Below are 12,530 nucleotides of genomic sequence, written 5' to 3'. Positions count from 1 at the left end.
CTTAAGAAGCCCTTATAAGATCACTTACGCATGATGAAATAATAGACTCAACACCCCAGCGTTCTTGTGAATTTACCCATACAGAGCAATCAACAATCTTGCCTTTTAACATTCCAGTTTCAACCCAGCGCTTAATCGTGCGATTGTCGGGTATTGAGCCATCCTCGAATTCTCTTTTAGCCCATGCGCTAGCTTTCATTAATTTTCCACTAGACATAATTATCTCCACATATCTGCCGCATACAGATTTAAAAATTCAACCACAGGCATTCAGTTCGAATACCAGTACCTCTACCTGTAGAAATTCTTGAGTCTTTAGTTACTTTCCTCCACGTTGATAATTCACTGTTGTATAAACCAGAGTTGTAACCGCTAATTAAAACTTTGCCGTTAATTTGTTTTACTGTATTAAGTAGCTCCTGATGTTGTTAGGGGGATCATTTCTGACCTCCAAAAACATCTTGAGACCCTTGAAAAGTCCGAGATTCAATCGCCTCAAGGGAAGAAGCATTAACTGTTGGGAATGTACTGTAACCATGTTGGATAGTTTTCCCGAACGCATTAGCCTCTAGTTCTAGCGAATTTCTATCCAGCATTAAGACTTCAGTGGTTTTTGCGATAAATGACAAGTAATCCGCAGCTACCGAGCCATCCGTTCTCAAATAACAAACCGTGGCGCCATTGATTTTCAACTCAATAATATTTCCTGTTGTTTTATCTGCTTTATTCGACATAGCTAGAACTCCACACAATTGAATTTAGTTAAGCATTAATAATGACTTGGCAGCGTTCAGACTGGTCGAAAATATCTTCATCGAGCTTTTCTAATTGGCGCTGCAAGTCTGATTGCTTAGCTTTAAGTGCCGCCAGCTTTTGAAGTTCAGCGGCTTTTTCCATAATCCATGCCGCAGCATCTTCTTGTGTCATAGCAACGCTAAAAGTAACGATTGGTTCATTTGAATTGGTTTGCATTGAGCGCCTCCTAAGTTGTCTTAGATGTAAGCTAATTCAACTTAGGATTTATGTCAATACAAAATCTAAGAAAACTTAGATTTAAATTAAGAAGGGAGGTTATAGCTCGTATTGAACACCACGAACGAGACCGACTATTTCACAGTTACCATTGATTGGAATGTTGTCATATCGGGGGTTTAGTGGCATTAAAAATTTATTGGGGCCATCAACAACATAACGTTTCACGGTAACTTCATCAGAGCCTTGCAATCTAGCGACAACAAATTTACCACTAACAACTTCAGCTTCAGGATCAACAATAACTGTTGAGCCTTCTGGGATTGACGGTAAGCCATAAGGATTTGTCATGGAGTCGCCAATGACGCGCAATGCGAATGATAGAGGCGATACTTTAAGGGTGGTCTCTATGAACTCTAAATCATCATCGTAAATCTGATTTGGCGCATAGTCAGTGAAGTTGCCAGCTTGGACATAAGATAAAATCGGCACCTTTTGTGCGCTCGTGATTATGTTAGATGTTTGCTTAGATGGAATACCATACAATATATATGCTTCAGTTGTATTGAAATACCTAGCTAATTTCAATAGAGCATCACTCCGTGGTGCATTTAGGTCTCTCTCCCAATACCCGACAGTAACATCAGATACGCCACAGTACCGACCAAGTTCTTTTTGGGTGGTTTTAGTGATATCCCTCAAGGCCTTTATTCTGCTTCCGATGGTGTTTTCAGTTTTACTCATTCCTAAGTCCATTTCATATAAACCTAAGTTATCTTAGTTTTTATTGACCAAATATAAATTAACAATTAATATCTAACTTAACTTAGAAATTAGGAGGTGTTATGACCACAGAGCAGATCGAAAAATACTTCGGAACCACTAATAAAATTGCTGAGTTTTTTCGGATAAGCCCCGAAGCTTTTTACCAGTGGAAAAAACGGCCCAATCAATTAATTCCGAAAAATCGTGCCATTGAGGCTGATTACAGAACGAAAGGTGAATTGAGGTTTGACCCTGCACTTTATCAATAAAGTACCAAATCGAACTAACTGAGTTAACTACCAACAAAACAACGGAATTGTAGATATGTGCAAACAAACATTAAAAGAAGTCGTGAAAGAGATGTGTAAAGCATTCCCTGGTGGTCGTTCAGCAATGGCGGGTGCATTGGGTATTTCTGAAACTACTTTCAATAACAAGCTGTATGAGAAAAACGGCTGTCGCTTCTTTGAAAATGATGAACTAGAAGCGATTGAAGAACTATCAGGCACTAAGTTGCTGGTGGAATATCACATGGATCGTCACTCAATGGTTCCTGCAACTAAAGTCGAGCCTGAGAATTTAGATACAGTCGAACTCTTTGAAATACACATGAATCTTGGCGCTATGCAAGGTGCCTTATCTGTACTGATTCAAAATAGTATTTCCGATGGTGTTCTTACTGACGAGGAAATTAAGGAAATAGATCGCAAATTAGCAAAGGTGTTTGGTTACGCGGCAGGATTTATTGAGTCATTAAAAACGGTATATGGAATTAAACGATGATGAGCATAGCTAGAAAGGGTGACGCTCAGGATATGCGGTCCCGAGCGTCGAGTGCTAATAACAACTTGTGTGGAGTAACTAGCATGAGCAGTGTAACGAATTTACGCGGTAGAGCGCAAGTACGCGCTTCAATCCGTAATAACCGTTTCGTCTATGAGATTAAATTACCAGACGGTTACCAAGAAACCAACTACCCATTTATGCAGTGGTTGGTAGATGATTTTAATGCCAATTGCGGGAGAGGGGAGCATGTCCAATGAAGACGCCAATAATCTCAATCGCATTTATCTGGATAAGCGCGGTATTCGCGTTCGTGTCATACGTTATGACCGTGTCAAACAGTGGGTCATATTCCTGCGTGACGGCTATGAACATGAATGCTTCGCCCCTTTGTACAGATTTAAAGCTGAATATACACGAGTCGAATAGGTAACAGCATGAGCGTAAAACTATCAAGTTATGTATGGGATGGCTGCGCAAGTGCAGGTTTGAAAATAACCTCTGTTGCGATAATGGCCCGTCTCGCTGACTTTTCAAATGATGATGGTGTTTGTTGGCCATCAGTACCGACAATTGCTCGTCAAATTGGTGCGGGTGAAAGCACTGTTCGTACGGCAATAAAAGATTTAGAAAAGGATGGATGGTTATCCAGAGAAAAGCGCCGTAAAGGTAACCGCAATGCGAGCAATATCTATCAATTGAATGTTGATAAATTAGCTTCAGCGGCAATGGCTGCACTTTCTCAACCGTCAGCTTCTGATACATCAAATCCTGACGTATCAAATTCTGTTGCATCAAAATCTGTCCCGTCAGAATCAAGCAAAAATAACCGTTTTGACCCGCCAGAATCTGGGGGCGATCCGTCAGTAACTTCAATACATGATCCATCAGTAACTAACTCTTCGTCGCAGAATTCTAGCGAATCCAGCGACCAGTCAAAAATTGATTTTTTAAATCGTTACCCAGAGGCGGTGATTTACAGCGCTAACTTCCAGAAATGGGGCTCAAGCAATGACATCAAGTGCGCTGAATGGTTGTTTGACCGCAAATGCGAAGTTTTCAAAGACTTAGGGCTCAAAGCTCCTAAGGAGCCTAACTTCACCGATTGGGCTAACGAAGTTCGCCTGATGGTCAGTGTTGACGGGCATAGTCACAAAGAAATTTGCCAATTCTACAAGCGTGTTACCCAAGACGATTTCTGGAAGAAAAACGTTCAGTGCCCAAGAACACTGCGCAACCAATGGGATGACCTCTCATTGCGTTTATCTGGTGAGCAAAAAGTGAAAGTCGATGCAGTTGAGCGTGATGAAGCATTTACACGGATCATCGGTTCCCGTTCAAAACCTCAAAACCGCACCGAGGAAATCGCAAGTGAACTGGCGGGTAAATCAGGTGTTCGTCGCATGACTGATTTTGTAGGTCGTAAGGCATGGGCGGGTATTTGGCAACAGGCAGCCGAACAAGCAGCAAAGGAGATGACAGTATGATTTCTTCACAGAAACGTCGGTATACCGAATTCACAACGCACTTCAAGGGTAGACCTTTTAGTCGTGATGATTTGTTCAACGAGTTCAATATGAAAAAGCACTCTGGAGCGACAACTATCATCAAATTTCTAATCAACTATGGCTTGGTGTATCAAGGCAAAGATGGTCTTTATCACGTATCTGATGATTGTGAAAAAATGCTAAGGGATGGGAAGTTTCGTTCTCATGATACTTCAGCGAGTTCAAATGGGATTGTTGCTGAGACAGCTTTGTCCGCTTTAGTTCGACAGTTTGATGCTTTATTGGCAGGGGTAAGAGCATGAGCATATCACTTATATTGCCATTTCCACCAAGTGTTAATGCATGTTGGCGTAATGTGAATGGTAGAACGCTAATCAGTGAGAAGGGCCGTAAATTTCGTGGCAGTGCGATTGTCGCTATCTATGAGCAATTAAGGCGTAAACCGATAGCGATAACAGAGCCCGTTACAGTAAAAGTAAAAATGTATCCACCAACGAACCACAAACGGGACATAGATAACTATTTAAAAGCACCATTCGACGCATTAACACATGCCAATATTTGGAAGGATGACGACCAAGTCAAGCGAGTTGAGATGGAGTGGTGTGAAGTGGTCAAGGGTGGGCGCTTTGAAATATCAATCAGTTTGCATGAAAGCGTAAGTACGGTTGCGTAAATGTGGGGAATAGAATGAGTTACCAATGGATATTAACTCCGATCATCGTTCCTGAAATTAACGCTGTGATATTTAAACCAGGAGCGAATTTGAACACATTCGCTGGCAGGATGTTGCTCATGACACTACCCGATGAACTAAAAAATAAGCCATCAGGCTTTATCTCACTTTCTGACCAAAGCTTCAGCGACGTGATGAATGAGATTGAGGTATTAAAGCCAGCACTAAGGCTATCTGTAGATCCTGAGCCACCAGCAAGCCTTATGCTAAAGCCGAAGCTGCAGCGCTGGACTAATGATAAATACCTGCAGTGGGTAAAATCACAGCCGTGTTGTATCTGTAACTCTATCGCGCATGATGCACATCATCTAATAGGCCATGGTCAGGGTGGAATGGGCACTAAAGCCCATGATTTGTTCACTATCCCATTGTGTCGAGTACATCATGATGCATTACACCATGATCCAAAAGGGTGGGAGAGCGAGCACGGAAGCCAGTTGGTTTTGTTATTTCGATTCCTAGACCGTTCAGCGGCGCTGGGTGTTTTCGGTTAACGTAGGGTGCGGCCTACTAAAGAGGTATTAAGTGATTTATCCATTAACAACAGGTAAAGGCGAAGAGCATTTTAAATTACGTACATTGGAAAGTGTGTGGATCCGTGGGCGTTTAAAAATGTGGGGACGATGGGCGGCATTTAGCAAGGTACCAGATGCAGCAGGCATGTTTAATCAGCTATTAGAAGAACCAACAATTACCAAAAAAGCCTTAAAAGATGCAATGAAGAGAATGCGCACATCTGGTCTATCCAAAGAAACGTTATTAATGTTCTTGGAAGAGTTTAAAGATAAAAAGGCACTCAGTAGCATGTGGTTCTGTTCGGATGCTGAAGGCGGCAAAATGGATAAAGTCATTTGTGAGGTTATGAAAGCTGATGCTGGATTGTTGGATATCCTAAAAGAGCATTATGTTTATAAAAAATCCAAGTATAAAATTGCGCTAGAGCTTTTCGAACAAGACGGTCGTTATTGTTTGCGTACATACCAAGACAGAGTTAAAGCATGGATTAGTGTTGCTGAGTTTATGCTATATCGTCCAATGTGCGATGAATTCGACCATAAGTATCATTACGGTGAATAAAGCTTGACTATTTTACCGATAAAGTTATAGTTTTCATATATGCTGCGCGGAGCTTTAAACGCAAAGCAGAAAACGAATTTAAGGCCTCGCAATTGCGGGGCTTTTTTATTGCCTCATTATTTAGTCTTTATTAATATTAGCTTCCTAAATTAAATAGATATCTGATGTTTATATTTAATGGAGGATAATTAAATGAGTAAATCATTTTCAGTATTGCTGGCTATCTCAATTATGGTTGTATCGAGCAGTACTTTAGCAGCGGAAAGAAGCCTAACTAAGGAAGAAGAGATTAAGGTAACTAGCTTAATAAAAAAACACCTTAAATTACCAGCATCTGCAAAGTTCAACCTCGGGAAAATGATTGCTAATCCGTATGATGCATACTGCGGTTCAGTCGCTAAATCAAATAAAGAGGCAACTCCTTTTATCCTTTCAATGCCAGAGCCCATAGATCACATTGACTTACGCCGAGTTGTCCTTGTTGGTGATAATGAATATAAGTATCGCAGTGTTATTGAGCAATGTGCAGAGTATGGGTACAAAGTGAATTAATAGTCCTGAAAAGAATGCCTACCCGAAGTGGAAATGTTCCATAGCCCCTTAATCGTGATTGTGCTATAGACCAGTCAGTAATGTCGGGTTTTTTGCTTTTGATATGTACAATTCTTTACAATGCGTAAAATGTTGCTACCTTTATATAACAACCAAGTAGTAAACAATTGTTAGTCATAAAGGGATTGTATTTATGGGGATCTTTAATGTATTACAGGTAGCGGTAGCTGCACTGGTATTAGTTCTTCTATTTGTTGCTATTCCACACTGGATAAGGTGAATATTCTACAATTAGAGCTAGTTGGCTACATTAGATGTATACATTATCTTTATGTGGATATTTGATGCTGCTTTAGTTACAATTTACCTTATGGAACCTTGTTTATGAGTCGGGATTTGTGAAAGCAGTTAATCGTTTTTTAGATTTTATGGTTGGAATGCAATATTTAGTGGTGATTTTTGTCGTTTCATTGCTGGTCTTGTTTGTGGAAAACTTGGCATAACATTAACCCCAAATAATATTTTCAGATAGATGAATAGTACCCCATACAAGATGTCACCAGTGCAGGGTGATTAAATTGCATAATTTTTAAGAGGTCGCCTAGTGCGGCTTTTTGTTTTCTGAGGCCCAATAATGCAAATATTTGCTGAATTAGTTGTTCAGATCTGCTAGTGAATTACCAACCGAAGATTTAGTTGCTAGAGAAGTCATTGTACTTAACTCGTGTGAGGCTTGCATATAGGCTACATTCAGGTCGATAAAGATGAAGAGGATTGTTTTACCAGAACTTACTATGCGCCTACTGAGATAATATGTCCTCATTGTTTCTATGTTACGTGGTCACGTTTACCAGATGGTATCGCACTGGGTAACAAGTTCGATGATAAACATTACATGAATCGCTATTGTTGTGTATGCTTTATGCTATTATTTAAAATAAAATTTGCTATCTTAGAGTTTATGTGGCTTAATCAGCTCATCGGTTTGGAAGTACAGGCCTATTTATGCTAGTCAGTTTAAAGATTTTCACCATTTAGCGTTATCTAAGATACCTCTTCATTGCGAATTCCTTCTAATTAATTCCCATAAGTAAAAATAAAAAACAAACCTCATTTATGCCTTATGGCAATCAAAAAAAATTAAAGGAAATTCTATGTCTAATACAATGACTGGTTCAGTAAAATGGTTTAACGATAATAAAGGTTTCGGATTTATCACTCCAGCAGATGGCAGTAAAGATGTCTTTGTTCATTTTTCTGCGATTCAGAGCGATAGCTTCAAATCTTTAATTGAAGGACAACAAGTTTCATTCACAATTGAGAATGGAATGAAAGGTCCTGCTGCTGGCAACGTGGTGGCGCTTTAAAAACATTATAAAAATCTATCTCTATTTTAAATGCCCTTGCTGTAGAGGCTCCCAATATAGAACTTCACAGTTTGATATATCGGTCAGCAATCCACATGGTGCAAAATGTATTTTTTGCAAAAGTGTGATGAAAGCACAGGCATGTTAATAGCCAATTAGGTTATTACTTAAAACCTCGCAATGCGGGGTTTTGTCATATTTGAAGCTAATGGAACGTATTTGTTCTGTATTGTGTGTTATGATGGGATTCGCATATACCTCATTGCAATAATAGCAGATCTTGCACCCGCTAGATTTTATCTAAAAAATAGATGCGGTATCCAAAGGAAGTTATTTCCTAAGGGATCACCTATGAACCTACCGACACTTTCTCAGCGAATTTTATCGTTTGCACAAAATGCCTTATCCATTACAGGCTTGCTTCTGGCGACAGTGGCATTGGTTTACTGGATGTAAATTTATTCGGTCGTTGTCTTATTGGACTAGTAATTAGTCTTAGCAAAATTAAAACTCGAGGTCAGATGCTTCGATGACAGTTCATGCTAGTTACAAATCCTTTGTAAAATGAAATGGATACATATGAATTATTATATTCAGACGATAATGAAGCTACGGGAAGATTATAAAATACATAAAGTTGGATGCAAAAGTATGCCTATGGCTCTGAATAGGCTTTACCTTGGTAACTTTTTTAATGTTATACAAGCGATTCAGGCAGCTAAAAACTCAGGTTATACAATTGTGAAAACATGCTCGTGTTGCGTTGACAGTAGTGTAAGGCATTAAGTTACAAGCAAAAGATAAGTCGCCAAGTGCGACTTTTTTATTTTCTGCAACGACAAGGCAACTTCAAGAGGTAGGTTTGCTGTTCTTGAAATCAACCCTCAAAGTTGGAAGTTACCTTTTCATTGTGGAGAGTACCAAGGCTGATTGGCTAACTCGCATGGATTATCTGCACTTATCAGGATAGAAGCATACACGCCATGGGGAACCTGAACGCATAAACTCTCAGCATATGTCTCTACAACGCCATTTCGAAAAACAAAAAACTCCAAAAATTACTCCAAGGGCTGGGCGTTGCGTGGTTTTTTTAATCTAATTTATTAGAATGTGTAGCGTTCATTTATAGGGCTAGCAAATAAAGTTCAATATTATTAATATGAGTTCAGCATTATTATATATTAATTTAGTCGTATAAGTGATTTCATATAAAGGTGGCAATGATGGTTAATGTTTTTTCATCTAAAGATATGAGTAACGCTTCAGATAAAAAAATCGTTGTAGGTATTAGCTCATGTTTATTGGGTGACAGCGTCAGATTTGATGGTGGTCATAAACGTTTCCATTTTGCTGTAGACGAGTTATCCGATTATTTCGAATACAGACCAACGTGTCCAGAAATGGCTATCGGCTTGCCAACACCCAGACCAGCATTAAGGTTAGTTAAGTCGGAAGAGAACAGTGTTAGACTCAAATTCAGTAATGGTTGTGAAGGTGATTTAACTGAAAAAATGGTACAGTTTGCAGCTGAACACTTGGGCAAGTTTTTTAATTTAAATGGTTACATTGTATGTAAAAACTCACCAAGTTGTGGTTTGGAAAGAGTTCGGGTATATGATTTCGTTGGTAATGGCAACAAAAGATCGGGAATCGGTCTTTTTACTGAGCAATTACTAAAGATGATGCCCTGGTTACCAGTTGAGGAAGATGGCAGATTAAGTGATCCTCATATTCGAGAAAACTTTATTATACGAGTATTTGCTCTTCATGAGCTAAATGAAATAAGGACAAACTCATTTAATCGTCATTCATTAATAGACTTTCATGCGCGATATAAACTCCTTTTGTTAGCTCACTCTCAGCCCCTTTATCGGGAACTTGGTCGCTTTGTGGCTAGGAATGCTGAATGGAAATCACTCGATTCTTATTTTGATGAGTATCGAAATAAACTTATGAGTTTATTGCAACACCAAGCTACTCGGCGTAATCACACTAATGTACTTATGCATATTCAAGGTTATTTTAAACGTCATTTAACATCAAGCCAAAGGCAGGCATTAAGTAAGTTAATTCTAGAATATCGTCAAGGAACACAACCTTTATTAGCTCCAATAACATTAATAACGCACTATTTATCTGAATATCCAGATAATTATTTGAATAATCAAAAGTACTTTCATCCTTACCCTCAGGCATTAAGGCTACGTTATGGACTATAATATTAAAAATTATTATTCAGTATTTTAAAGTTACTTACATATTCGGTTATTCTGAATAATTGAATTTTGAGTCATAGGGTTATGGTAGCACGAATAGTCTGGTTGAACTAAACCAGCTATCCTTTCAAGAGGTCGCCTAGTGCGGCCTTTTTCGTATATAGCCCTCGCAAATCACTATCAACATGCTTAATTACTGTAATGACCTTGCGACTGGCTACCTATTAACTAAACATCGGAACACTCCGCAGGGGGTGGATATGCGTATGCCTGAAAAGTATTCAAGCCCCGCTGCAATCATATGGGGTGTTCTAACATCCATATTTGGTATTTTCACACTAGATCAATGGGCTGTAATCGTGGGTATTTTATGTACGGTTGGTACTTTTGCTGTGAATTGGTACTACAAACGGAAAGAATTCAAATTAAGAGAGGCTAACAGTGGCAAAAATACCAAATAAAATTCAAATGGCTGCTGCTGGTGGCTTGATGGCCTTAACTGTTGCGATGGTTACTGAGTTTGAGGGATATGAGCCCAAACCTTACCGTGATGTGGTGGGGGTGCTAACTGTATGTTATGGGCATACAGGTTCTGACATTATCCCCACAAAAACATACACAAAAGCCGAGTGCGATGCGTTGCTAGAAAAGGACTTGGCAATTGTCGCTAAGGCTGTGAACCCTTTAATTAAGGTTGATATTCCTGATTACACCAGGGCGGCACTGTACTCATTTACATATAACGTCGGAACAGGGGCATTCTCACGTTCTACGCTACTTAAAAAACTCAATGCTGGTGACCAAGCTGGCGCATGTAATGAACTTAAACGCTGGATATATGCAGGGGGTAAGCCGTGGAAAGGGTTAATGACAAGACGAGAAGTAGAAAAAGCCGTATGCCTTGGCGAGTTCGCTTATGCATATCCGCTTTCATTATCGGGATCCCCTTCTACTTGGCAGCTGGCGTATATGTACTTAGAGACGATACCTGCGGTGGTACTGACAAGGTAAGCCTAGAAAAGCGCTGCCAAAGTGCGGTTAATCACAACAAAGCCCGTCAGGTTAACTTATGAAGATAGATAATTCATTCTGGTTATTTCTTATGGTTGTCGGCCTAGGCTTCTGGGCTGTTACTGAATATGAAAGCAATTCACTGCTGAAAGATGACAATTTTAAGAAAAGCAAAATCATTGCTACACAGTCGCTTCAATTCAATCGGTTTAATCAAATAGCCACCATAGCTTATCGCTATGGCATTCAGGCAGAAGCCAAATCACAGGAGAAAGTCATTGAATATCGAGAAATACTCAAAAAAGAACTTACTTGTGATTTACCTGTGCCTCAGCCTATTGCTGATGGGTTGCTCAAGTACACCTACAAATTACGGTCAATGTACGCCGATCCCCAAAACACTAACGGAACCAGTGCTAGTACCACTACCACCAGCACCTTAACTTATTGCCAAGCGGTACTATGGATTGACCCTTTGTTATCAGCGTTAGATAAGGCCAATGGGCAATTAAGGGGAATACGAGACATTGACGCAGAGAGAAATAACTTAAAACCACATTAGAACGAGGTGTTTACGTTAATACCAATCAGTAAATGCTCTTGCCAAAAAAATTAAACTTATGAAGGTAAGAGTGCTTAATAAGTAAATGGAAAACTTTAAAAAAAGCGTCGTTATATCTGGTTGTTTTTTATCTTTACTAATAATGAATAGAATGCAGACAAGGATAGGGATAGATATGAGTAAGAGCGCAGCGGGGTAAGTATACATAGATTTTAGTGCAGCTCTCTTTGCAATGGAAATATTATTAAATAGTAAAGTATATTTTTAACAATAAAGCAATTCGTGAAATTTAGGCGGAAGGGCAAAAAAAGCCTACACAGCGGTAGGCTAAAGATGTTGCTTATACAATTGAATATCACTTTAAACATAGTAGGAATTTCAAAGTATGCAAAGTTATTTCTAAATATTTTCAGCTGATAGCGGATTAAGTGAGCAAAGATTTTGCAATAGAAGGGCTTTTTAGTGACAAAAAAATAGCCCACATACCGACAGGGAGGGTGGGCATAACAGTATACACAGCTAGATTGATTATTATTATATCTTCTTTTTTAGAATAGTATATTAATCGATGGACTAATGTAATTAAGTGAAACTAAATATTACAGTCCTAAGAAATCAGGGGTGTTTTTATATCAATAGGAGAAATACTATGGCAGCACAAGGCTTCAATAAACCTGAACAGTTCCGTGAAGAGTTGGATAAAAGCATCCCGAAAGAATAAAAAAAAGCTTACACAGAGGTAGGCTAAAAGATGTTGCTTTATACAAATGAATATCAGCGTTAAGCCTAGCAGGTTATTTCAAATGCGCAATTATATTGGTGATTATCAAATGACATAAAAAAAGCCCCTCTATAGAAGGGCATATCTAATGGAAATGTAGCTTTATCATTATTGTTGTAGGAGCAGTCATCCTTAACCAGCGGCAAGATATTATCACCACTTATTACTTAATCCAAATCGGAGTACAGCCATCAGCTAAT

19 protein-coding genes and 1 pseudogene are annotated in these 12,530 nt (G+C 39.1%); 16 read left to right on the top strand and 4 right to left on the bottom strand.

Features of this window, described 5'->3' with window-relative positions:
- Window position 1 precedes the first annotated feature (1 nt).
- From PSF27_RS15605 to PSF27_RS15590, 4 genes are all read right to left on the bottom strand, one after another.
- Window positions 2-217 (bottom strand): hypothetical protein, encoded by a 216-nt coding sequence (locus tag PSF27_RS15605; protein ID WP_272681843.1) that lies wholly within the window; start codon window positions 215-217, stop codon window positions 2-4.
- A 220-nt stretch (window positions 218-437) separates the two neighbouring features.
- A complete protein-coding gene (locus PSF27_RS15600; protein ID WP_272681842.1) occupies window positions 438-734 on the bottom strand; it encodes a hypothetical protein in 297 nt (98 codons plus the stop codon).
- Window positions 735-762: 28 nt separating this feature from the next.
- Window positions 763-972, bottom strand: coding sequence for a hypothetical protein (locus PSF27_RS15595; RefSeq protein WP_272681841.1), 210 nt, complete (start codon window positions 970-972; stop codon window positions 763-765).
- Window positions 973-1,071: 99 nt separating this feature from the next.
- Window positions 1,072-1,716 carry a LexA family protein gene (locus tag PSF27_RS15590; protein ID WP_109913345.1) on the bottom strand — a complete coding sequence of 215 codons (645 nt, stop codon included), beginning with the start codon at window positions 1,714-1,716 and terminating at the stop codon, window positions 1,072-1,074.
- Window positions 1,717-1,817: 101 nt separating this feature from the next.
- Here PSF27_RS15590 and PSF27_RS15585 point away from each other — a divergent pair, with 101 nt between their 5' ends.
- The 16 genes and pseudogenes from PSF27_RS15585 to PSF27_RS15510 all read left to right on the top strand — a co-directional run bounded on the left by PSF27_RS15585 (window position 1,818) and on the right by PSF27_RS15510 (window position 11,549).
- The gene (locus PSF27_RS15585; protein WP_109913337.1) at window positions 1,818-2,006 is read left to right on the top strand and encodes a Cro/CI family transcriptional regulator; all 189 of its coding nucleotides are present in this window, start codon (window positions 1,818-1,820) and stop codon (window positions 2,004-2,006) included.
- Window positions 2,007-2,061: 55 nt separating this feature from the next.
- A complete protein-coding gene (locus PSF27_RS15580) occupies window positions 2,062-2,520 on the top strand; it encodes a YmfL family putative regulatory protein (RefSeq protein WP_272681840.1) in 459 nt (152 codons plus the stop codon).
- A gap of 83 nt (window positions 2,521-2,603) precedes the next feature.
- Window positions 2,604-2,780, top strand: coding sequence for a hypothetical protein (locus tag PSF27_RS15575; protein WP_272681839.1), 177 nt, complete (start codon window positions 2,604-2,606; stop codon window positions 2,778-2,780).
- On the top strand, window positions 2,737-2,949 hold the full coding sequence (locus PSF27_RS15570) for a DUF4222 domain-containing protein (protein ID WP_442958953.1): 213 nt from the start codon (window positions 2,737-2,739) through the stop codon (window positions 2,947-2,949). The genes PSF27_RS15575 and PSF27_RS15570 overlap by 44 nt, the downstream gene beginning before the upstream one ends.
- A gap of 8 nt (window positions 2,950-2,957) precedes the next feature.
- A complete protein-coding gene (locus tag PSF27_RS15565; RefSeq protein ID WP_272681838.1) occupies window positions 2,958-4,007 on the top strand; it encodes a helix-turn-helix domain-containing protein in 1,050 nt (349 codons plus the stop codon).
- Between the two features lie 89 nt (window positions 4,008-4,096).
- Window positions 4,097-4,330 (top strand): hypothetical protein, encoded by a 234-nt coding sequence (locus PSF27_RS21090; RefSeq protein WP_272681837.1) that lies wholly within the window; start codon window positions 4,097-4,099, stop codon window positions 4,328-4,330.
- Window positions 4,327-4,704 (top strand): RusA family crossover junction endodeoxyribonuclease, encoded by a 378-nt coding sequence (locus PSF27_RS15555; RefSeq protein WP_272681836.1) that lies wholly within the window; start codon window positions 4,327-4,329, stop codon window positions 4,702-4,704. The genes PSF27_RS21090 and PSF27_RS15555 overlap by 4 nt, the downstream gene beginning before the upstream one ends.
- 14 nt (window positions 4,705-4,718) lie before the next feature.
- Window positions 4,719-5,258 (top strand): DUF968 domain-containing protein, encoded by a 540-nt coding sequence (locus tag PSF27_RS15550; RefSeq protein WP_442958952.1) that lies wholly within the window; start codon window positions 4,719-4,721, stop codon window positions 5,256-5,258.
- Between the two features lie 31 nt (window positions 5,259-5,289).
- A complete protein-coding gene (locus PSF27_RS15545) occupies window positions 5,290-5,841 on the top strand; it encodes a DUF1133 family protein (RefSeq protein WP_272681835.1) in 552 nt (183 codons plus the stop codon).
- Between the two features lie 192 nt (window positions 5,842-6,033).
- The gene (locus PSF27_RS15540) at window positions 6,034-6,393 is read left to right on the top strand and encodes a hypothetical protein (protein ID WP_272573233.1); all 360 of its coding nucleotides are present in this window, start codon (window positions 6,034-6,036) and stop codon (window positions 6,391-6,393) included.
- A gap of 1,154 nt (window positions 6,394-7,547) precedes the next feature.
- Entirely contained in the window at window positions 7,548-7,760 is a 213-nt protein-coding gene (gene cspE, locus PSF27_RS15535) for a transcription antiterminator/RNA stability regulator CspE (protein ID WP_123381835.1), read from the top strand.
- Window positions 7,761-7,767: 7 nt separating this feature from the next.
- A pseudogene (gene ymcF / locus PSF27_RS15530) lies at window positions 7,768-7,890 on the top strand (cold shock small protein YmcF); the annotation flags it as partial.
- 1,090 nt (window positions 7,891-8,980) lie between these two features.
- The gene (locus tag PSF27_RS15525; RefSeq protein ID WP_432807425.1) at window positions 8,981-9,979 is read left to right on the top strand and encodes a YbgA family protein; all 999 of its coding nucleotides are present in this window, start codon (window positions 8,981-8,983) and stop codon (window positions 9,977-9,979) included.
- 257 nt (window positions 9,980-10,236) lie between these two features.
- Window positions 10,237-10,437 carry a phage holin family protein gene (locus tag PSF27_RS15520; RefSeq protein WP_211888368.1) on the top strand — a complete coding sequence of 67 codons (201 nt, stop codon included), beginning with the start codon at window positions 10,237-10,239 and terminating at the stop codon, window positions 10,435-10,437.
- The gene (locus PSF27_RS15515) at window positions 10,418-10,987 is read left to right on the top strand and encodes a lysozyme (protein WP_272681834.1); all 570 of its coding nucleotides are present in this window, start codon (window positions 10,418-10,420) and stop codon (window positions 10,985-10,987) included. Before PSF27_RS15520 ends, PSF27_RS15515 begins: the two co-directional genes overlap by 20 nt.
- 58 nt (window positions 10,988-11,045) lie before the next feature.
- Window positions 11,046-11,549 (top strand): hypothetical protein, encoded by a 504-nt coding sequence (locus PSF27_RS15510; RefSeq protein ID WP_272573231.1) that lies wholly within the window; start codon window positions 11,046-11,048, stop codon window positions 11,547-11,549.
- Window positions 11,550-12,530: the final 981 nt, after the last annotated feature.

The organism is Providencia sp. PROV129, from assembly GCF_028482245.1.
GTDB lineage: Bacteria > Pseudomonadota > Gammaproteobacteria > Enterobacterales > Enterobacteriaceae > Providencia > Providencia vermicola.
This window is presented reverse-complemented; position numbering and strand designations above follow the sequence as displayed.